Origin of the sequence: Methylobacterium sp. Leaf104 (assembly GCF_001422885.1) — a bacterium.
Taxonomy (GTDB): domain Bacteria; phylum Pseudomonadota; class Alphaproteobacteria; order Rhizobiales; family Beijerinckiaceae; genus Methylobacterium.
Map to the genome: position 1 here is coordinate 73,236 of NZ_LMMZ01000012.1, position 20,860 is coordinate 94,095.

17 protein-coding genes are annotated in these 20,860 nt (G+C 70.0%); 6 read left to right on the forward strand and 11 right to left on the reverse strand.

The window, feature by feature from the left end; genetic code table 11:
- Nucleotides 1–306: 306 nt before the first annotated feature.
- On the forward strand, nucleotides 307–1,785 hold the full coding sequence (locus ASF49_RS09730; protein ID WP_056471431.1) for a L,D-transpeptidase family protein: 1,479 nt from the start codon (nucleotides 307–309) through the stop codon (nucleotides 1,783–1,785).
- A gap of 11 nt (nucleotides 1,786–1,796) precedes the next feature.
- Here the strand turns inward: ASF49_RS09730 and ASF49_RS09735 are convergent, their stop codons facing one another.
- The 4 genes from ASF49_RS09735 to ASF49_RS09750 all read right to left on the reverse strand — a co-directional run bounded on the left by ASF49_RS09735 (nucleotide 1,797) and on the right by ASF49_RS09750 (nucleotide 6,467).
- A complete protein-coding gene (locus ASF49_RS09735) occupies nucleotides 1,797–2,426 on the reverse strand; it encodes a LysE family translocator (RefSeq protein WP_056471433.1) in 630 nt (209 codons plus the stop codon).
- A 162-nt stretch (nucleotides 2,427–2,588) separates the two neighbouring features.
- On the reverse strand, nucleotides 2,589–2,846 hold the full coding sequence (locus ASF49_RS09740; RefSeq protein ID WP_056471436.1) for a hypothetical protein: 258 nt from the start codon (nucleotides 2,844–2,846) through the stop codon (nucleotides 2,589–2,591).
- A gap of 133 nt (nucleotides 2,847–2,979) precedes the next feature.
- On the reverse strand, nucleotides 2,980–3,696 hold the full coding sequence (locus ASF49_RS09745; RefSeq protein WP_056471439.1) for a PhoH family protein: 717 nt from the start codon (nucleotides 3,694–3,696) through the stop codon (nucleotides 2,980–2,982).
- A gap of 404 nt (nucleotides 3,697–4,100) precedes the next feature.
- Nucleotides 4,101–6,467, reverse strand: coding sequence for an ATP-dependent helicase (locus ASF49_RS09750; protein ID WP_056471442.1), 2,367 nt, complete (start codon nucleotides 6,465–6,467; stop codon nucleotides 4,101–4,103).
- A 365-nt stretch (nucleotides 6,468–6,832) separates the two neighbouring features.
- Between ASF49_RS09750 and ASF49_RS09755 the strand changes: the two genes are divergently transcribed.
- Together ASF49_RS09755 and ASF49_RS09760 are read left to right on the forward strand one after the other, a co-directional pair.
- Entirely contained in the window at nucleotides 6,833–7,087 is a 255-nt protein-coding gene (locus tag ASF49_RS09755) for a hypothetical protein (RefSeq protein WP_056471445.1), read from the forward strand.
- A 120-nt stretch (nucleotides 7,088–7,207) separates the two neighbouring features.
- Nucleotides 7,208–10,789 carry an AsmA family protein gene (locus ASF49_RS09760; protein WP_056471448.1) on the forward strand — a complete coding sequence of 1,194 codons (3,582 nt, stop codon included), beginning with the start codon at nucleotides 7,208–7,210 and terminating at the stop codon, nucleotides 10,787–10,789.
- A 10-nt stretch (nucleotides 10,790–10,799) separates the two neighbouring features.
- Here ASF49_RS09760 and ASF49_RS09765 read toward each other — a convergent pair whose 3' ends face one another.
- On the reverse strand, nucleotides 10,800–12,953 hold the full coding sequence (locus ASF49_RS09765; protein WP_056471451.1) for a S9 family peptidase: 2,154 nt from the start codon (nucleotides 12,951–12,953) through the stop codon (nucleotides 10,800–10,802).
- A gap of 449 nt (nucleotides 12,954–13,402) precedes the next feature.
- Between ASF49_RS09765 and ASF49_RS09770 the strand changes: the two genes are divergently transcribed.
- Both ASF49_RS09770 and ASF49_RS09775 read left to right on the forward strand, forming a co-directional pair.
- A complete protein-coding gene (locus tag ASF49_RS09770; protein ID WP_056471453.1) occupies nucleotides 13,403–13,837 on the forward strand; it encodes a MucR family transcriptional regulator in 435 nt (144 codons plus the stop codon).
- Between the two features lie 304 nt (nucleotides 13,838–14,141).
- A complete protein-coding gene (locus ASF49_RS09775; RefSeq protein WP_056471457.1) occupies nucleotides 14,142–14,948 on the forward strand; it encodes a DUF6456 domain-containing protein in 807 nt (268 codons plus the stop codon).
- A gap of 20 nt (nucleotides 14,949–14,968) precedes the next feature.
- On the opposite strand, the gene ASF49_RS09780 is transcribed toward ASF49_RS09775, so the two are convergent.
- The 3 genes from ASF49_RS09780 to ASF49_RS09790 all read right to left on the reverse strand — a co-directional run bounded on the left by ASF49_RS09780 (nucleotide 14,969) and on the right by ASF49_RS09790 (nucleotide 17,653).
- Complete coding sequence (locus tag ASF49_RS09780; RefSeq protein ID WP_056471460.1) at nucleotides 14,969–15,394, reverse strand: SufE family protein; 426 nt, start codon at nucleotides 15,392–15,394, stop codon at nucleotides 14,969–14,971.
- Nucleotides 15,395–15,463: 69 nt separating this feature from the next.
- The gene (locus ASF49_RS09785) at nucleotides 15,464–16,504 is read right to left on the reverse strand and encodes a sensor histidine kinase (RefSeq protein ID WP_056471463.1); all 1,041 of its coding nucleotides are present in this window, start codon (nucleotides 16,502–16,504) and stop codon (nucleotides 15,464–15,466) included.
- Between the two features lie 144 nt (nucleotides 16,505–16,648).
- Nucleotides 16,649–17,653: a 2-hydroxyacid dehydrogenase gene (locus ASF49_RS09790; RefSeq protein ID WP_056471471.1), complete on the reverse strand. Its 1,005-nt coding sequence runs from the start codon at nucleotides 17,651–17,653 to the stop codon at nucleotides 16,649–16,651.
- Nucleotides 17,654–17,933: 280 nt separating this feature from the next.
- On the opposite strand from ASF49_RS09790, the gene ASF49_RS09795 reads away from it, so the two are divergent.
- Nucleotides 17,934–18,503: an SH3 domain-containing protein gene (locus tag ASF49_RS09795; protein WP_056472615.1), complete on the forward strand. Its 570-nt coding sequence runs from the start codon at nucleotides 17,934–17,936 to the stop codon at nucleotides 18,501–18,503.
- A gap of 25 nt (nucleotides 18,504–18,528) precedes the next feature.
- Here ASF49_RS09795 and ASF49_RS09800 read toward each other — a convergent pair whose 3' ends face one another.
- The 3 genes from ASF49_RS09800 to ASF49_RS09810 form a co-directional block, all read right to left on the reverse strand.
- The gene (locus ASF49_RS09800) at nucleotides 18,529–18,945 is read right to left on the reverse strand and encodes a cupin domain-containing protein (RefSeq protein WP_056472617.1); all 417 of its coding nucleotides are present in this window, start codon (nucleotides 18,943–18,945) and stop codon (nucleotides 18,529–18,531) included.
- A 263-nt stretch (nucleotides 18,946–19,208) separates the two neighbouring features.
- Nucleotides 19,209–19,745 (reverse strand): cytochrome b, encoded by a 537-nt coding sequence (locus ASF49_RS09805; protein ID WP_082511080.1) that lies wholly within the window; start codon nucleotides 19,743–19,745, stop codon nucleotides 19,209–19,211.
- Nucleotides 19,742–20,854, reverse strand: coding sequence for a catalase family peroxidase (locus ASF49_RS09810; protein ID WP_056471474.1), 1,113 nt, complete (start codon nucleotides 20,852–20,854; stop codon nucleotides 19,742–19,744). Before ASF49_RS09810 ends, ASF49_RS09805 begins: the two co-directional genes overlap by 4 nt.
- Between the last annotated feature and the right edge of the window lie 6 nt (nucleotides 20,855–20,860).

Genomic DNA, 20,860 nt, shown 5'->3' on the forward strand with positions numbered 1-20,860 from the left:
TCGGGCGCGGAACCAAAGACGGTTTCGTTCAGGTGAGCCTGCCAAGGTTTCGCCATACCGACGCACGGCGCCTGATCGGGGAAACACCTGCGGAATCAATCCTCTCTCCGCGAGCGCATCGTGCGCGGCACCGAATGCGGCAGGATCGGGTCGAACAGGCGGTGATGTCCGCAATCCACACCCCGCCCGGGCCGCGGACGGCGTCGCCTTGCGGTAACAACCGGGTAAGTTTAACGACGCTAAGGGGTTGGGGAGTGGCATGCCAGGGCGCGAGCCCGGGACTGCGTGACTGAGGATAGGTTCCCCATGGCTATGCGCCCACTCGTGGCCGCCGGTTTCGCTCTGATCGCTCTGTCACTCGGCGCCTGCCAGGACGGATCGACGGGCGGCGGCGTTCCGCTGCGGGCCCTGGCACCGGTGCCTCCCAAGACCCTCGCGCTGATGGCCCAGAAGGGCATGTCGCAGAACGACCCCATCCTGATCCGCGCCTACAAGCGGGAAGCGGAGATGGAGGTGTGGAAGCGCGGCACCAACGGCCAGTACGCCCTCCTCAAGACCTTCCCGATCTGCCGCTGGTCCGGCCAGCTCGGCCCGAAGACCAAGCAGGGCGACCGCCAGGCGCCGGAAGGCTTCTACACCGTGACGCCGGGTCAGATGAACCCGAACTCGTCCTACTACCTGTCCTTCGACACCGGCTATCCGAACGCCTACGACCGGGCGAACGGGCGCACCGGCAACTACATCATGGTGCACGGCACCTGCTCGTCGTCGGGCTGCTTTGCCATGACCGACGAGTCGATGGGCGAGATCTACGCCCTGGCGCGCGATTCCTTCGCGGGCGGCCAGCGCGCGTTCCAGTTCCAGTCCTACCCGTTCCGGATGACGGCGGCCAACATCGCCAAGTTCCGCAACGACCCCAACGCCCCGTTCTGGAAGAACCTCAAGGAGGGCTCGGACTATTTCGAGGCCCTGCGCGAGGAGCCGCGCGTCGGCCTGTGCGGGACGAAGTACGTCTTCGGCGGCGCCGATGCGGCGGCCGGCGCCTGCACGCCGAAGGTCGAGCCCCAGGTGGCGGAGAAGCGCGAGCGCGACAACCGCGAGATCGCCGAGCTGATCGCCAAGGGCACGCCGGCCACCCGCCTCGTCTACGACGACGGCAGCCAGAACCCGGTGTTCCGGGGCCCGCAGACGCCCGCCAACACCCTGACCTTCGCGAGCCTCGGCAAGCCGGCGGCCGAGCCCGAGTTGCCCTTCGATCCGAAGGATTACGCCCAGCACAAGCTCGGGGACGTCAGCCGTCCCGAGAGCCTGGCCGCCGGCGAGCGCGAGATCGAGGTCGACGCCAAGGGCCGACCAGTGATGATGGCCGCGGCCGCCCCGATCCCCACCAAGGCCGCCGCCGCCAGCCTCGCCCGGAAGGGGGCCGCTCCTGCGCCCAAGCCCGAACCCGTGGTCGCCGAACCGGCCAAGCCCGCCCGCGTGATGGTGGCCGATGCCGAGGGCGACCCGGCCGCCTACAGGAAGCTCCTGGGCAACCTGTTCAGCAACGGCACGCCGGCGACCCCGGCGACGGACGCCGCCACCGTCCCGGCCGTGGCCGCGGCCGAGCCGGAGCCCGTCGCATCCAAGCCGGCCGCGAAGCACGTCCCCGCGAAGGCGGCCCACGCCGCGCTCGCCCCGGCCAAGGCCGGCAAGGCGGACGAGGAGAAGGTCGCGAGGCCCGCGCAGAAGGCCGCCGCGGCCGCCTCGCCGAAGACCACCGGCTCCACCACGTCCAAGAACTGAGGCGCCCCGGCTCAGCGCGTGCCGAGGAGCATGACGCCGAAGCCGAGGAAGATCCCGCCGGTGATCCGGTCGAAGGCGCGCCGCAGCGCCGGGCGGCTCAGGGACGCGGCGAGCCGTCGCCCGCCCAGCGCGTAGACCGCGTACCAGAACAGTTCCGCCCCCGCGAAGGTCACGACGAGGATCGCGAATTGCGGGACCTGCGGCCGCGTCGGCTCGACGAATTGCGGCAGGAAGGCGCTGGCGAACAGGAGGAGCTTGGGATTGCTCAGGCCGATCAGCAGGCCGTCGCGGTAGAGGCGCGCCGGCCCGACGCGGGGCATCGGCCGCCCCTCCGCGCCCGGCACGCCCAGCGCCCCGTCCCGTCCGCGCCAGGCCCGGACGCCGAGGACGATCAGGTAGGCGACGCCGGCATAGCGCAGGCCATCGAACAGGACCGGTGAGGCCTGGAGGACCGCGCTCAGGCCTGCGGCCGAGGCGATCAGCACCAGGATCACCGCGCTCAGGCAGCCGGCCATGGCGGCCAGGCTGCGGCGCAGGCCGACGCGGACGCTGCGGGCCAGGATGTGCAGCATGTTCGGTCCGGGTGTCCCGGACAGGAGGAAGACGGCGCTGAGGAACAGCCACCAGGTCTGGAAGGTCACGGTCGGCCGCTCCCGATCGGTCGCGCCCCGGCGCGACGAGGGGGCCTCCTAGCAGACCGCGGCCCGAGGCGGTGCCCGGCCGCGACGCGGGGCAGCCCGGCGCCCAACGAAAAAGGGTCCCGCGAGGGACCCTTCTCCAGACCGGTCAGATCGGGCGACCGATCACATCCGGTGCATCATCCGACGGTCCATCCGACGGTGCATCATGCGGCGCTCCATGTGACGGCGCATCATGCGGCGCTCCATGCGACGGTGCATCATCCGACGCTCCATCCGGCGCTCCATGCGCATCTGCACGGTGGACACGGTCTCGGGGGCGGTGACGCCCATCGGCGCGCCGGGCGCGGCCGAGGCGGAGGTGGCGAGGCTGGCACCGCCGAGCGAGGCGAGCACGGCGAAGGCAAGGGTCAGTTTCCTCACGTGAAGACTCCCATTCTCATTTGTCCGAGCGCGGCACCCGGTTGGATCTCTCGCACAGGATGCCGAGAAACTGAGGTCGCGCACCGGAGTGAGCGGCAGGCCCCGTTCCGGCCCGCCGCAGACAACCCGCAACTCAGAGATTCGTTTCCTCGAAAGCCCGGACCCACTCAGCACAAATTCCCGAGCGGACGATGTCGTCGAGGGTAAATTCTACCACCGGGATCGGCATCATCCGGCTCTTGACCAGATGGATCACGGTGCGCAGCCCCGACGTCTCGCGCAGATCCGTCTGAGACACGTCGCCGTTGATGATCACCTGGCAATCGTCGCCGATGCGGGTGAGGAACATCTTGATCTCGGCGGTGGTGGTGTTCTGCGCCTCGTCGAGGATCACGAGGCAGTTCTTGAAGGTGCGCCCGCGCATCACCTCGAAGGGCACCACCTCGATGTCGCCGGTCTTCACCGCGATCTCGAAGGCGGCCTCGCCCATGCGCTCCTTCATGGTCTCGGTCAGCGGCGCGACCCAGGGGGCGATCTTCTCTTCCAGCGTACCGGGGAAGAAGCCCAGGGAACGGCCCGAGGGAACGTTCGGCCGGGTGATGATCACCTTGGCGATGCGGCGCTGGCGGAGCTGATCGGCGGCGCGAGTCCCGGCGATGAAGGTCTTGCCGGTGCCGGCGGGTCCGAGGACGATGACCTGTTTGTGAAGGGCGAGGGCGTCGAGATACTGCGCCTGCCGGTCGGTGAGGGGCTGGATCGGACTGAGGTTGCGTTCTTCGTCGAAGCGGGTCTTGTGCAGTCGGACCGGACGGTCCTCAACGAGTTCAAGTCGTGCGCGGCGTCTCTTCATCGATCAACACTCCAACCGGACTTGCCAACCTGGATTTAATCTGAGCCTGACTTGCTGAACTTGCTTCGCATCATTCTTTGACCGATCCCGTTCCGGCGATCCTTTCTGCCTCGCCCGCTTCACAGCCAATCCGGAGACCGCCCTCAAGTTCCGGGCGGGTCCATCAAGCCTGTGGATTCCCGATGCGGTCCCGATGACCGCAGGATTTCGCGTTGCACGCACCATGCCGCGCCGGGCGCGACAGGGGCGTGACAGCAACTATTCTTGGGAATGATGTAAAAATTCTACGCCGATGCTGCGCTGCGGGAACAAATGCGCCGCCGCGGCCGATTGTCCGGTGCTGTGTCGTAGAAGACGCAGTCCGCATCCGCGCCCCGCCCTTCGCAGCCACCGGCGCCCCGCGATCAGGCCGCCTGGATGAAGCTGTCGAGGACCATCTTCCGGCCGGCCTTGTCGAAATCAACGGTCAGCTTGTTGCCGTCCACACCCGCGACGGTGCCGGGGCCGAACTTGGTGTGGAACACCCGCATGTCGACGCTGAAGGCGGACGGCGCGCCCGTCGACTTGGCGATGAGCTCGCCCTCAATCTGGCGCGGGCCACCGCGGCCGGCGGGCGGCCGATTGCCGACCCCGTAGCCGTTGGCGTTGCCGGATTGCGCCGTGTTGGCCTGGGCACGCTGCCAGCCGGGCGTACCGTAGGACGAGCCGAAGGGCGTCGGGTTGCGGTCGAAGCGCGAGGCCCCGGCCGAGAAGTGGGCGGGCGCGTCGATCACGTCGACGCTGCCCTCGGGCAATTCGTCGATGAAGCGGCTCGGCACCGTGGAGGACCACAGGCCGTGGATGCGCCGGTTGACCGCGAACGACAGCTTGGCGCGCTTGCGGGCCCGGGTCAGGCCCACATGGGCGAGGCGGCGCTCCTCCTCCAGGCCGGCGCGGCCGCTCTCGTCGAGCGCCCGCTGGTTCGGGAACAGGCCGTCCTCCCAGCCCGGCAGGAACACGGTGTCGAATTCCAGCCCCTTGGCGGCGTGGAGCGTCATCAGCGAGACCCGGTCGGCCCCCTCCTGCTCGCTGGCCTCCATCACGAGCGAGACGTGCTCGAGGAAGGCGGCGAGGTCCGGGAACTCTTCCATGGAGCGCACGAACTCCTTGAGGTTCTCCAGGCGCCCGGCGGCGTCGGCCGACTTCTCCTTCTGCCACATCTCGGTGTAGCCGGATTCCTCCAGGATGGTCTGGGCCACCTCGGGATGCGGCTGGGTGCCCACCAGCCGGGACCATCGCGAAAAGCTCTCCACCAGGGCGCGCACGCCGGAGCGGGCGCGGGGCTTCAGCTCGTCGGTCTCCACGACGAGGCGCGCCGCCTGGAGCAGGGGCACCCGCTCGGCCCGGGCGTAGGCGTGCAGGGCCTGCAGGGTGGCGTCGCCGAGGCCGCGCTTCGGCGTGTTGAAGATGCGCTCGAAGGCGAGGTCGTCGGACGGGTTGGCGGTGACGCGCAGGTAGGCGAGCGCGTCGCGGATCTCGGCACGCTCGTAGAAGCGCGGGCCGCCGATGACCCGGTAGGGCAGGCCGAGCTGGACGAAGCGGTCCTCGATCTCGCGCATCTGGGCCGAGATGCGCACGAGCACGGCGATCTCCGACAGGGGATGCTGCTTGGCCTGGAGGCTCTCGATCGCCTCGGCGACCTGACGCGCCTCCTCCTCGGAATCCCAGGCGCCCGAGACGGTCACCTTCTCGCCGGCGACGTCCTCCGTCCGGAGCGTCTTGCCCAGCCGCCCCTCGTTCTTCGCGATCAGGCCGGAGGCGGCGGCGAGGATGTGGCCGGTGGAGCGATAGTTGCGCTCCAGGCGGACCACCACGGCACCGGGGAAGTCGTGCTCGAAGCGCAGGATGTTGTCGACCTCGGCGCCGCGCCAGCCGTAGATCGACTGGTCGTCGTCGCCGACGCAGGCGACGTTGCGGTGGCCCTGCGCCAGCAGCCGCAGCCAGAGGTACTGGGCGACGTTGGTGTCCTGGTACTCGTCCACGAGGATGTAGCGGAAGCGCTGCTGGTAGTTCTCCAGCACGTCCGGGTTCTCCCGCCAGAGCTTCAGGCAGAGCAGCAGGAGATCGCCGAAATCGGCGGCGTTGAGGGTCAGGAGCCGGGCCTGGTAGGCGGCGTAGAGGGCGCCGCCCTTGCCGAAGGCGAAGGCCTGGGCCTCGCCCGGCGGCACCTGCTCGGGCAGGAGGCCGCGATTCTTCCAGCCGTCGATGGCCGAGGACAGGGCGCGCGCCGGCCAGCGCTTCTCGTCGATGTTCTGGTCGACGATGACCTGCTTCATCAGGCGAAGCTGGTCGTCCATGCCGAGGATGGTGAAGTCGGAGCGCAGGCCCACCAGCTCCGCGTGCCGCCGCAGGATCTTGGTGCCGATGGAGTGGAAGGTGCCGAGCCAGGGCATGCCCTCGCCGGCCGGCCCGATGAGCCCGCCGATGCGGTGCTTCATCTCGCGGGCGGCCTTGTTGGTGAAGGTCACCGAGAGGATGTCGAAGGGCCGCGCCTTGCCGGTGGCGATCAGGTGGGCGATCCGCGTCGTCAGCACCCGGGTCTTGCCGGTGCCGGCCCCGGCCAGCACGAGGACCGGCCCGTCCGTCGCCTCGACGGCACGGCGCTGCTCGGCGTTCAGCCCTTCGAGGTAGGGCGAGCCCTGCGGCCGCAGGGAGGCCATAGCACGGGCGGCGATGGAGGTCGGGGCGGCGTCGGAGGCGGTGGGGCCGGCCGCGTCGAAGCGTTGAGTCATCCCGCATCCCTGGACCAAAACGCGAACGGCGTCGAGGGTCGCGGGCTCTCCGGAAGATGCCCGACCTCGGCTCGGATGATATCGGAGACCGTATCCCGGAAGCGCCTGCACGACGTGTTCGGCCGCGGGCAGCACGGTCCGCCAACCCGGGACTGCCGCCAACCCGGGACTTCCCCCAACCCGGGACTTCCCCCAACCAGGGCCGGATGCCGGCGACCGTGCGTCCTCTACGGCGCCTCTGCCGACGATCGATGCGGCAGTCTCACGCAGCGTCGCAGAAACCCCGGCTTCGGGAACCCGCCTTCCCACCGGCGAGTCGCCTCACCAGATCAAGCCATCACAATGCACCCGACAAGGACACCGCCATGCATCGCTCCCCCGCCCTGATCCTCGCCGGCTTGGCGCTCCTCGCCGCCGGTCCCGCTCTCGCCCAATCCTCCAACGGCGCCATCAACAGCCTCAACGCCACGAACGACCGGCTCTCCACCCGCAGCGAGATCCGCGGCATCGAGCAGCGCCAGCAGTTCGACAGCAACCAGACCCGGATGCAGATCCAGCGGAGCGACCTGTTCCGGCCGAGCGCGCCCGCGGCCCCGATCATCGTGCCGGGCCGCCGCTGACGGAGACGGGCGCGGCGCGCGGCGCGCAAACCGCCGCGCCTGTGCTATGCCCGCCGTGGAAGCGAGGGCGCGGGTCCCGCAGGCGGAGCGGGCTCCGGATGACGAGGCGGAACAGAGACGGTGCGTGACATCCTGACCGCGCTGGCGGGCGCCGTCGTCCTGCTCCTCGTCGCGGCGCTCGCCGTCCCGCCCTTCGTGGCCTGGGAGGGCTATCGCGGCACGATCGACCGGACGATCGCGCGCTCCCTCGGGATCGAGGCGCAGACCGAGGGCCGCATCGGCCTGCGGCTCCTGCCCTCTCCGCGCCTCAAGCTCGACCGGCTGCGTCTCGGACCCGGCACCGCCCAGAACCCGTCCCTCGACCAGCCTCAGGTCGACCTTCAGGGCATCAAGGCCGAGGTCGCCCTGGCGCCGCTCCTGAAGGGCGAGATCCGTTTCACCGAGACGCGGGTCGGCCGGGCCGAGGTCAAGCTCCCCGTCACCGACGGCGAGGCGATCCTGCTGCCCGCGCGCGGCCTTTCGGCCGCCCTGCGGCGCGACCTCGCCATCGAGGACCTGTCGATCCGGCAGTTCGTGCTGACGACCCAGGTCCCGGCGACGGGCCGGACCGAGCAGTTCTACGCGGAGGCCCTGCAGGTCTCGGCCCCCGCCCTCGTCGGACCCTGGCGGGCCGAGGGAACCAGCCGGGGCGTGCCCTTCCGGGTCTCGACCGGCGAGCTCGGCCCGGAAGGCGTCAGCGTGAAGATCGCGGGCGGCGGCGATACGCAGCCCCGCTTCGAGGCCGATGCCCGCATCGGCCTCGCCTCTGCCGGCACCGGTACGGCCGGCCGTCGCCTGATGGCGGCCGTCGCCGAGGGCAACGCCCGGATCGTCGTCGGGCCGCCCGTCCAGGCGGCGGGCGCCTACCTGCCCTTCTCCCTCGCCGGCAAGTTCAAGGGGCGCGGCCTGACGGCCCGGTTCACCGACGTCGCCCTGGAGATCGACCCCGGCGGGCAGGCCCTGCGGCTCGGCGGCACCGGCCAGCTCGACCTCAAGCAATGGCGCGGCGCCCTCGCCCTCTCCGCCCGGCGCCTCGACCTCGACGCCTTCCTGACCTCGGCGGCCGGGCAGGCCCTGATCGCCCGCGGCGTGCCGACCACCGGCGGCCGCAATGGCTTCGGCCTGCCGATCATGGTCGACCTCGACCTCGCAGTGGAGAGCCTGGCCCTCGGCCTCGACGCATGGACGGGCCTTTCCGCCAGCGGCACCCTCGACCGCACGGGCGGCGTGATCCTGCGTCGCCTCGACGTGACCGCCCCGGGCGCCGCGGCCCTGGGCGCCAGCGGCGAGATCGACACCGAGGCCGGCGCGCGCTTCACGGGACACCTGTCGCTCGACACGCCGGCCTCCGACGGGCTCGGCCGGTACCTGCGCCGCCTCGGGCTCGAGGGTCCGGCCGTGACGGTGATGGACGGACGCCCGGTGCAGTTGGCCACCGACCTGTCTGTGGCGGCCGGCACCGTCTCCCTGCGCAACCTGCGCCTCGGCCTCGGCGAGGCCCGCGTCACCGGCAATGCCCGCTACACGGCGGCGGAGGGCACGGCGCGGGGCCGCTTCGACGCGCAGCTCGCCGCGCAGGGCATCGACATCGCCGCCCTGCCGGTGCTCGGCGGCACCCTCGCCGACCTGCGCGGCCACGATGTCGGGATCACCCTTCAGGCCCGGGACGTCCGCTACGGCCCCGCCGGCGCACATTCGGGCAACGGCACGATCGCGGCGAGCATCCAATCGGACGGGCCGAGCCTCGTGGTCGACAGCCTCGACATCACCGATCTCGCCGGCGCCAACGCCAAGCTCTCGGGCCGGATCAGCCCGGACGGTACGGGGCGGATCGCCGGCCAGGTCTCGGCAGCGGTGGCCGCCCCCCTGTTCGCCCTGCTCGATCGGGTCTGGGTGGCGGAGGCCCGCCGCGTCCCGGCCTTCCTCCGGGCGGGCGCCCTCGACCTCGCCGTCAGCCTGGAGCGGGATGCGGGCGCCGCCGACACCCTGCGGGTCGGCGCGCGGGGCAACGCCGCCGGCGGCACCCTCGACCTCGACCTGCGGAGCCGGGCGGGCCGCATCGACGCCCTCGACCTCACCATCGCGACGGCGAACGCCGCCGCCTGGTTCGGGCGCACCGACATCCCGGCCCTGCGCCGGCCCGGCCGCCTGCGCATCGCCGGGACCCCCGCCGCGGCCGACGGGCCTGCGCAGGGCCCAGGCCTCGCCCTGCGCCTGAGCGGGACGGTCGCCGACATCAGCGTCGCGACGGTCCAGCCGGTCCTCCTCGACGCCGAGACCCTGCCGCGGGCCGGCGAGCTCCAGCTGGGCCTGCCCGACCTCGCGCCGCTCCTCAGCCTCGCCGGCAGCGCCGTGCCGATCCCCGGCCCCCTGCCGGCCGAACTCGGCCTGCGTCTGTCGCGCGCGGGCGGCGAGGCACGCCTCGGCCTGGTCGGCCGGGTCGCCGGCCAGCCCGTCTCGGCCGACCTCACCGCCGCGCCGGACGGCGCGATCGGCGGCAGCGCGACCCTGACCCGGCTGTCCCTGCCGCTGCTCGTCGGCGCGACGATCCTGCCCACCGAGGCGCCGCGAGGACCGGGACAGAGCCCGGCGAGCGCCCGCTTCGCTCCGGTTCCGACGGGCCGCCCGCCGGTTTCGCTCGGCCTTCGGATCGACAGCCTCGACCTCGGCCGCGGGCTCATCGCCACCGACGCGACCCTCGGTGTCGCCCTCGACGCGGAGACCCTGACCCTGCGTGACCTCGACGCGACCCTCGCCGGCGGACGCGTCGCGGGACGCGCGACCTTGACACGTCAGGGCGGCGCCGCCGCGCTCTCCGGCGAGGGCCAGATCACCGACGCGGCGATCCCCGGCCTGGTCGGCCCGGGACCGGTCGAGGGTCGGGTCACGGCCCAGCTGCGCTTCGGCAGCTCGGGCGAGAGCTTGACCGGACTGATGAACAACCTCGGCGGCAGCGGCACCCTCACGCTTGCCGACCTGCGGCTGCCGGGGGCTGATCCGGCCGGCCTCGACCGCGCCCTGACGCGGGCGCTGGCGGAGGACGATCCCCTGCGGGAGGGCCGGCTGCAGACCCTCGTGGTCGAGGAGCTCGGTGCAGGACCGCTCCTGATGAAGGGGCCCGTGACGACCTCCGCGAACCTCGTCGGGGGCAGCCTGCGGGTGGGGCCGCTCCTGCTTCCCCTCGGCTCCGCACGCTGGAACGGCACGCTCGGCATCGACCTGCGGGACGCACGCCTCGATGCACGCGGAACCCTCCTCGCCGGCCAGGCGCCGAAGGGCTGGAGCGGGGCGAACCCGTCGATCCAGCTCGGCTTCGGCGGCCCGCTCCGCAGCCCCGAGCGCACCATTGATGCCGGGCCGGTGACCAACGGGCTCGCCGCCCTGGTGCTCCAGCGCGAACTCGAGACGATCGAGGTGTTCGAGGCCGACCAGAGCGAGCGCCTGCGCCGCCGCGCCCGCATCGAGATGGACAAGGCCCGCACCCTCGCCATCAAGGCCGCGGCTGACAAGCTGGCGGCCGAGGATGCGGCCCGCCAGGCGCGCCTGCGTGCCCAGCAGGCGGCCGACGAGGCCGCACGCGAAGCTCAGAAGCGCGAGGAGGGGGCGCGGCCTCCGGCTCCGGAGGCCCATGCGCCGCAGCCCGAAGCGGCGCCTCGGCCCTGAGGCGGCGGTCTCAAGCCTTACCGACGGCCAGCAGAGCGAAGGCCTGGATCAGGCCGACCTCCTCCAGGCGGTCGAAGCGCCCGGCGGCCCCTCCGTGGCCCGCCTCCATGTTGATGCGCAGGAGGATCGGTCCGCCCCCCGTCATCGTGGCGCGCAGACGTGCGACCCATTTCGCCGGCTCCCAGTAGGTGACGCGGGGGTCGGTCAGTCCGCCGAGGGCCAGGATCGCCGGATAGGCCTTGGCCGCCACGTTGTCGTAGGGCGAGTAGGCCAGGATGGTTTCGAAGGCCGCGAGGCTCTCACCGGGGTTTCCCCATTCCGGCCATTCCGGCGGCGTCAGCGGCAGTTCGCCGTCGAGCATGGTATTCAGCACGTCGACGAAGGGCACGTCGGCGACGATGCCCGCGAACAACTCCGGCGCGAGGTTGGCCACCGCGCCCATCAGCATGCCGCCGGCGGAGCCGCCATGGGCGACGATCCGGCCCTGCGCCGTGTAGTTCGCGTCGATGAGCGCCCGGGCGCAGGCGACGAAGTCCGAGAAGGTGTTGGGCTTCTTCTCGCGCTTGCCGTCGAGGTACCAGCGCCAGCCCTTCTCGGTCCCGCCCCGCACATGGGCGATGGCGTAGACGAAGCCGCGGTCGACGAGGGAGAGCAGGTTGGTGCGAAAGGCCGCCGGCATCAGCGTGCCGTAGGACCCGTAGCCGTAGAGGAGCAGCGGCGCCGATCTGTCGAGGAGGCAGTCGCGCCGGTGCAGCAGGGAGATCGGCACGGTCTCGCCGTCCGGCGCCGTCGCGAACAGGCGGCGGGTGACGTAATCCTCCGGATTGTGTCCGCTCGGCACGGTCTGGCGCTTGCGCAGCTGCCGGGCTCGGGTGACGCAATCGTAATCGTAGGTCTCCGCAGGCGTGGTCATCGACGAGTAGGTGAAGCGGATCACCGCCGTCTCGAACTCATGCCCCGGCTGAAGTCCGAGAGAATAGGCTTCCTCGGCGAAGGCCACCACGTGCTCGTTGCCCTTGGTGTCGCGCACGACGATGCGGGGACGCGCGTTCTCGATCTCGAGACGCACGAGGTGATCGGCGATCACGTGCTGGTGGCGGATCATCACGCCGGGGCGATGAGCAATCACGTCGGTCCAATTCTCGCGCCCGGGCGCCTCAACCCGGGCGGTCACGATCTTGAAGTCCTCGGCCCCATCGGCATTGGTGAGGATGAAGAGGTGGTTGGCCCAGTTCTCCACAGAGTAGATCAGCAGCGGCTCGCGCGGCTGCACGACGGTGAGTGGGCCTTCCCCCGCGCGGCGGTCGAGGAGATGGACCTCGGACGTCTCGTGATCGCTCGCGGTGACCGCGAGGTAGTCGCCCGATTGCGTCTCCTCGATATGGACGAAGAAGCCGGAATCGGCTTCCTCGTAGACGAGGGTGTCGGCCTCCTGCGTTGTACCGAGGTGGTGGCGCATGACCCGTGCGGGGCGATGGTTGTCGTCCACGGCGACGTAGAAGAAGGCCTGACTGTCAGCGGTCCACACCACTTCGCCAGTCGTCGCCTCGACCCAATCCGGCGCATCCGCACCCGTCTCGAGGTCGCGGACCCGGATGCTGTGCAACTCCGAGCCCTTGGTATCGGCGCTCCAGGCGAGAAGCCGGTGGTCGTCGGAATGGACCGCGGCCGCGATCTCGAAGAAGGCCAGCCCATCGCCTTCGCGGTCGCCGTCGATGAGGATGACCTCGCCTTCTTCCGGACCGCCATCGGCTGCGGTCTCGGCCCCCTGCCCGGGGATCACCACGACGGTGCGCGGCCGCCGGCAGACGAGCGGATGCTGTCCGCCCTCGCGATGCCGGGTGTAGTAGGCGAAGGGCCCATCCGGTTCTGGCACGCTGCTGTCGTCCTCGCGGATGCGGGCGCGCATCTCGGCGACGAGGGTCTTGCGAAGCGTTGCCGTGCTCGCGAGTGCGGCTTCCGAGTAGGTATTCTCGCTTGCCAGATGTTCCCGGATATCGCTGGGCAAGGCAGCCGGATCCTTGAGGACATCCCGCCAGTTTTCAGCCTTCAGCCAAGCATAGTCGTCGTGGACGACATGGCCGTGGACTTCAAAGGTGTGAGGACGCACTTCCGCGACCGGAGCGGCGGCTGACACCGAAATGCTGGTTGACTGGGAAGCCATTGCAAAAAATCCTGGCGCAGGGTCGAGACGCGGAGCCGCGTTGCTCCATATGGCCGTGCCATGTGGCGCGGGTGCGGACGGCAAGCAAGCGGGACGACAGTGGAGGAGCGAACGGACCGATACCGCCTCTGCGGCAATCTGTCCTCGGGTTGCATACGGAGCGGCCTCGCCTCACGGGGATGGAAATCCCACGACATCGGCACGGTTGAAATATTGTTCGCCACAGTTGCTTGACGTTATCGAGGCGGGCCAGCCCATCTTGCGACGTGACGGAGAATAGCATATCAAGAAATCGTAGCGGATGAAGTTGCTGCGCATTCTATAGCGCATGCAGAGCAGACGGTAACGCTGCGGGATCGATCCGGGGAACGAGTGGGCATCGACGCGAAGGCGATCGAATTGCTTGCGCGCCTTATTCACTGCATCGCGTCAGGAGAGCTCTTCCAATTATGAACGATATCGAACACTCCACGGATTATGTCGAACTGACCGTCGACATCGTGTCGGCCTACGTGAGCAACAACCCGGTGCCTCCCGGCGAACTGGCTCAGTTGATCACGCGCATCCATGGGGCGCTGTCGCAGATTGCCAGCGGCCAAGTCGAGTCGAAGGCGCCCGCAGTGCCGCTCCAGCCTGCGATCGCCGTGAAAAAATCAGTGACCGCTGATCACATCGTCTGCCTCGAAGACGGTCGGACCTTCAAGTCCTTGAAGCGCCACCTTCGCGCCAAATACGATATGAGCCCCGAGCAATACCGCGCCAAGTGGGGCCTGCCGCCCGACTACCCGATGGTCGCTCCGAACTACGCCAAAGCGCGCTCCGACCTCGCGAAGGCGATCGGCCTCGGCCAGACCCGCAGCGGGAACTACGACGAAGCCGCCTGAGGCTGCGACCACTCCGGAGAACCTGCTGTCTCCGGAGCCCGCCTTCCGTCCGAACAGCCCCTGTCTACCGCGTCGGAGACTTGACGCCCCGAGCCGGAGGGCGTTTCGGAAAACGCCGTCAAGACTTGATATAGGATATTTTTCCCGTACGGTAGAATCGACGATCGACCCGTCGCTGTCCTGAGTACTGGAACAAAACATGAACACAGATCGGACTTTTCCGTTGCCGGGAGTTCTGCGTCCGGCTCGGGCGCACGGTTCCCGCCCCGCAAAATCCCCGCATCCCCGCTGCGAGATCGAGCCGATGAACGCCGAAGCGCGGCGGCTGCTCAGCGCCTTGGCGAAGGAGGGCGCCTACGCCCTCCCCGATCCCATCGAGGCCGAGGGCTGGATCGTTCGGGAAGGCGGCAACGGCATCTCCGTCGGAGGTGGCCGCTTCGTCGGGAGCGCGGGCACCGAATTGCTGGCACAGGATCTGGCGGAGCAGGGACCCGGACGCCGCGCCCGGCTGACAATCAGCCCGGCCGGACGGGCTCGGCTGCGACGGGAGACGGCCGGCCCGCAGACGCCCTACCTTGCACAGCACCTCGACCTTGTCGTCAGCTCGACCGAACCGGACCGGCCGGTCCGGGATGCCTCCGAGAGCCCCCTGGCCTGGATGGCGCGGCGGCGGAACCGCGACGGCGTGCCCCTGATCGACGCAGCCTGCTTCGAGGCCGGCGAACGCCTGCGCCGCGATCTGACCGGGGCGGCTCTGATGCCTCGGATGGGCCAGGACTGGAGCGGGGTGAAGGTCGATGGGTCGGGGCCGCGCGATCCGGCGGCCGGCTCCGACGCGATGCTGGCCGCTCGCCAGAGGGTCCGATCGGCGCTCGACGCGGTCGGCAGCGATCTGTCCGGCCTGCTGATCGACCTGTGCGGCTTTCTCAAGGGCCTCGAACGGATCGAGGCGGAGCGGCGCTGGCCGGCGCGCTCGGCCAAGGTGGTCGCCCGCATCGCCCTGGCACGGCTTGCCGAGCATTACGGACTGGAGCGCGAGGCGGTGGGACCGGATCGGAGCCGTCCCCGTCTGTGGCGGGCGCCGGCCAGCCCGCCGAGGCAGCGGGCCTGACGGGCGCCTCCTAACAGCGCTCAGGCGGCGGTGAGTCGGATTGCATCCCGGTGGATGCGCTCGGCCATGGCGCGGACGCCGTTGGAACGCTTCGAGGTCAAATGGGCGCCGAGGCCGATCTCCTTGAAGGTCTGGAAGACGTCGACCTTGGCGATGTCCTCCGGCGCCTTCCCATCGTGGAGCGCCATGACGAGGGCGATCAGCCCCTTGGTGATCACCGAATCGCTGGTCCCGCGCAGGTGGAGGCGCGGCGGGGTCTCGGAACGGTCGATGTGGGATTCGACCCAGACCTGGCTCTCACAGCCATGGACCCGGTTCTCCTCGGTCAACAGTTCTTCCGGAAACGGCGGCAGGGCGCGCCCGAGTTCGATCAGGTACTCGTAGCGGTCCGGTCCCTCATCGAGGATGCCGAAATTGTCGATGATCGTCTCGATGTCTGGAAGCATGATCGGGGGAACGGCTCCTGCGCGGCGGCACCCCCACGCATATAGTCGATCCCTGCACCAATGCGATCCTCAGGAGGCTGGTGCCAGCACCTCGGGCAGTTGCAGTTCCAGCGGCTCGGCGGCGGTGCCGATGCCACGCACCGCGACCTCGGCCTGCGAGGCGTAGGCGGCGATCAGACGGGGGCCGAGATTCGGCACCTCGAGCTTGCCGGGCGCGGCGCCCTCGCCCGCTCCGGAGACGATGCTCAGGCGCACGGGGCCGCCGGCCGCAGCATCGATCTGGATCGCGATGGTGCAGGCGACCGTCTCGGCCGTGGTGTCGAGGCATTCGGACACGACCTCGGCGACGATCATCCCGAGAGCGTTGGCGGTGCGCGGCTCGACGAGGCTGGTGCCGTGGCCACCGACGGTGACGCCGATCCGCCCGGCCCGGCGCAACTGGCCGAGGCCGGAGGCGAGGCGGTGCAGGTAGTCGCGCAGGTCGATCGAGGCGATGTGGGGTGCCTCGTGCAGGTGCTGCTGCACCAGGGCGATGGCACGCACCCGCTGACCCAGGGCTTCGAAACTGCCCCGGCAGGGCGCGGGCGCGGCGCGGCCGTAGAGTCCGATCAGGCTGACCATGACCTGGAGGTTGTTGCGAACCCGATGGTAGACCTCGGCGAGGAGCGCCTCCTTCTCCACCAGCGCCCGCTCGGAATGCTCCTCGGCATGTTTGCGATCGGTGATGTCGAAGCACGTGCCGAGGAACCCGACGAAATCGCCGTTCTCGCGCAAGGGCTTGGCAGTGTCGAGGAGCCACCGGTAGGCACCGTCGTGCCGGCGCAGGCGGAATTCGGAGGTGAAGGGTTCCTGCGCGGCGAAAGCCTTGGCCACGATGGCGGCGTGACGCTCGAGGTCGTCGGGATGGAGACCGCGGCGCCAGCCGTGACCGAGTTCCTCCTCGACCGAGCGCCCCGTGAAGGCGAGCCAGGATTCGTTGTGGTGGACGGCAGCTCCCTGGGGATCGGCGCGCCACATCATCAGGGGTACGAAATCGGCGAAATGCCGGAACTCGCCGCACCCCAAAACACTCACCGATGCCGCCTCGGTCGACGGTGTGTCCGCGGCCATGATGTTTCGATCCACCCGTTCCAAGCACCGGCCCCGCCGTGGCCAGCGCCGGTCAACGTGCCGGGCATGGGCCCGTTCCGATCCTACGTTGTGATGAGGGACCTTATCCTCAGCCGGCTGGAATGCCGTGGAACGGCAGGAACTTCAGAGCATGCTCGGCAGGATGCGGTCGGGCGGGCGGTGCCCGTCCATGAAGGTCTTGATGTTGATGATCACCTTCTCACCCATGTCGACGCGGCTCTCGTGGGTGGCCGAGCCCATGTGGGGCAGGAGCACGACCTTGCCGGCGCGAGCGAGCTTGACCAGGCGCGGGCTCACCGCCGGCTCCTGCTCGAACACGTCGAGGCCGGCACCGGAAATGTCGCCGGCCTCCAGGAGGCGGGCGAGGGCGGTCTCGTCGATGACCTCGCCGCGGGCGGTGTTCACCACCACGGCCTCGGGCTTCAGGAGCTTGAGGCGGCGGGCCGAGAGCAGGTGGTAGGTGGCCGGCGTGTGCGGGCAGTTCACCGACACGATGTCGACGCGCGCCAGCATCTGGTCGAGGGATTCCCAGTAGGTCGCGTCGAGGTCGCGCTCGATCTGGGCGGGCACGCGCCGGCGGTTGTGATAATGGATCTGCAGGCCGAAGGCCTTGGCCCGGCGGGCCAGGGCCTGTCCAATCCGGCCCATGCCGACGATGCCGAGGCGCTTGCCCGTGATCCGGCGGCCGAGCATCCAGGTCGGCGACCAGCCGGTGGTCCAGGCGTCGTCCGGGATGATCCGGGCGCCCTCGGTGACCCGGCGGGCCACGGCGAGGATCAGCGCCATGGTCATGTCGGCGGTGTCCTCGGTGAGGACGCCGGGGGTGTTGGTGACGGTGATGCCGCGCTCCAGGGCCGCGGCGACGTCGATGTGATCGACGCCGTTGCCGAAATTGGCGATCAGCCGCAGGTTCGGTCCGGCCTGGGCGAGGAGACCCGAATCGATCTCGTCGGTCACCGTCGGGACCAGCACGTCGGCCTCGCGCATGGCCGCCATCAGGGCGTCGGGCGCCATCGCGGCATCGTCGGTGTTGAGTCGGATCTCGAAGAGCTCGCGCATGCGCGTCTCGACGACCTCGGGCAGACGCCGCGTGACGACCACGAGCGGCTTGCGCTTCAACGACGACATGCACCCTCCCCGCGAACGGCACCGCCGGCCCGCATCCGACCCGGCCGGTCTCCGGCGCGATCGGCGATGCGGGGCGACGCCGCAGGCTTACCGTGCGTTAACCACGCACCGGTCAAGACATTCGAGACGACCGGGCCGGCGGCCGGAAGGCCACGATCCCGGGGTCCTCTCGACCCTCAAGGCCTCTCTACCAGAGAGGCCGCGGAACACAATGCACGCCGGGGCCGGCCGCCAGCCTTCGGCGACCCCCGCTCCGGAGAGCGTGAAGGATCATCGGACGATGCGCGCGCCTGCCCTGCTCCTCACCCTCGCGACCCTCCTGTCGGCCGGCGCCGCCGCGGCCGCCCCGGCCCCGGGGGCCTCGCCCGACATGGCCCTGGGGCCGGTGACCAAGCTGCCGCTGCCGCGCTACGCCAGCCTGAAGACCGACCGGGTCAACCTGCGCGAGGGCCCCTCGAAGGACCACCGCACCCTCTGGGTGTTCCAGCGCGCCGGCCTGCCGGTGGAGATCGTGGCCGAGTTCGAGACCTGGCGCCGCATCCGCGATTCGGAGGGCACCGAGGGCTGGGTGCTGCACTCGCTGCTCTCGGGCCGGCGCACCTCCATCGTCACCGCCGGCAAGGGGGGTGACAAGGGGGGCGACAAGGCCCCGGTGCCGCTCTACGCCAGGGCCGACGAGGCCTCCGGCGAGGAGGCCCGCCTCCAGGCCGGCGTCATCGGCAGCGTCAAGACCTGCACCGGCGCCTGGTGCCGGATCATCGTGGCGATGCCCCAGCGGCGCGGCGACGTCGACGGCTACATCCGCCAGGACCGGCTCTGGGGCGTCTACCCCAACGAGAAGGTCGAGTAGGCCCGGTCCGCCGGGCGCCCGCCGCTCACGATTGCCGCATGAAGGTGTCGGGCGTGCCCGTGCCGTCGGCGACGAAGCGGATGTCGCGGGGCTCGCGCCGCGGGGTGTCGACGGAGAGGAACACCATCGGCTGCTCGAGGATCTCCGGCACCGAGTGCACGACCCCGCGCTTGAAGAACACCAGCTTGCCGGGGCCGACCTCCACGGGGGCCTCGTCGCCGAACTTCATCAGGCAGCGCCCGGACAGGACGTAGAGGTACTCGTCGCACGAGGCGTGGCTGTGCGGCGGCGTCGGGCGGTAGACCCGGAACACCCTGGCGCTCGCCGCCGGATCGTCGGTGAAGCGGTGATCCGCCACCATGGTGTCGCAGCTCTCGGGCAGGCGCGCGGCCTGCTCCGCCACGTCGAAGACGCCGTGCGCCGTCAGGCTGTCCGTACTCATCGCCCGCATGTCCTTCCCGTTCCTCGCCCGAGTCCGGACAGATTTGGTGATGGAAGCCTGACGGTCGAGACCATCCGCTCACGACCCAATCTCGCCGGTCGAAGGTCTCTGCCCGGTTCTCAGAATCGGACATTCGACGCGAAGGCGCAGGGCCGCAAGTCACTTGCGATGGTTTTTCGATACTCGGGCCTGCGGCTCGCGTCCCTCCTTCGGTGCTCCTCGGACCGACTTGGATCGCGGCGGCAATCGCTTCACCTGGACCGCTAACGGATCGGGTGCGGGGCCATGCTGGAGAAGACCCCGTCGCGGCGGATCAGCCCGTGCATCAGAGCTGCGCCGAGATGGGCAAGGATAATTCCGAACAAGGCATAGGCCAGGATGGTGTGAAGCGGACGCAGCCAAGCATAGAGGCTCGGATCGCGCGGCAGAATCGGCGGAAGCACCACCGCGCCGCCGAGTCCGATCGGGTAACCAGCCGCCGACAGCATCGCCCAGCCGACGAACGGCAGCCCGAGCATCAACCCGTAGAGCAGGATGTGTGAGGCATGGGCTGCCTTGCGCTGCCAGCCCGGAAGCTCCACCGGCAGTTTGGGTGGCGGACTGCGCCAGCGATTGACGAGGCGCAGCGCCGCGAGGATCAGGATGCCGATACCCAGCGGCTGGTGAAGCGCCAGGAGGGCGTGATAGTGGGCCACAGAGGTCACCATAGCCACGCCGATGAACAGCATGACTAGGATCATGACGGCCATCGTCCAGTGTAGCAGCCGGGCGGGCAGGTTGAAGTGCGCGACGTTTCTCACAATCCGGCTCCTGACATAGGGGTGTCGAGCACGGCGCTCGGTGCTTTCGGTTCACCGGCACGCCGGGCGAAGGATTGCGCATAGGCCGCCGAGCGGGCGCTGAGCAGAGGATCGTCCGATCCCACGATGCCGACGGGCAGGACGAGGGGATCGAAGTTCACGTCGCGGCAATTGCCGGTCGCCTCCGCCTCCGTCGTTGTGACGATCACGCTTCCGACGTCGATGCTCGCTCGTTCGGACGGCCAGGGGAGCGTCGCATCTGCACTGTCATCGCCGGGCGAGCCGGGAGTGACGATCAGGTGCCAGCGCACCGGGGCCTGGCGCACCGCCGCCGTGAAGTCATCGAACAGAAAGTTCTTATCCGCGCGCCCCGCCTGGGCCGGGCTCTCAGCCGTGGCGGCCCGCTCCGGTACGAAGGCCCACCGCACGGGCGTTTCGGTGCCGTCCGTCGCGACGAACCGGAAGGCGTTGAGGCTCCGGAACGTGTCGTCGGCGAACCCGGAGGTGATCGTCCGCGCCTTGATCAGGGCCGCCGCCTTCGCGCTCTCCGGATGCTTGGCGAAGAACGCCTTGAGCGCCTCGGGATCGGGCTTGCCCGTGGTCGGATCGGGCTTGGCGGCGAGGATCTGTTGGTAGAACGCCTCCGGGGTGCGCACCGGGAAGACCGGAATGTCGTTGTTGCCGGTGCGCCATTCCTCCCTGTCGGAAAGATGGAAGCGAAGTGCGAGGCTGCGCACCGTCATGGTCGCGTCCGCCGCGTAGGGCTGGCCGCCCGCCAACGCGATGCGCCCGGTGACGGGGGTGACCTGTCCTGCGGCCAACAGTGAAGCCTTCGACAGGCGCTCGCCCCCGCCGCTGCTCTCGAAGCGCCCCGCGAGGCAGAGTCCCTTGGCGTGATTGCGCCGGAACCCCGGATGCGGGCCGTTGACCCTCTCGAAGCGGTCGACGATCCGGGCCTGGGTGAGGTCTCCCGGCGAGAGCCAGCCTCCGGCATACGCGAAGGCCCCCGTCGTGCCGGCGACCAGGGCTCCGATGGCGCCAAGCCGGAGGAGAACGGCGCGCGGGCGCAAGCCGGGCGCGGCGCCGGTAAGATCGTTCAGGAGGGACATGGCGGA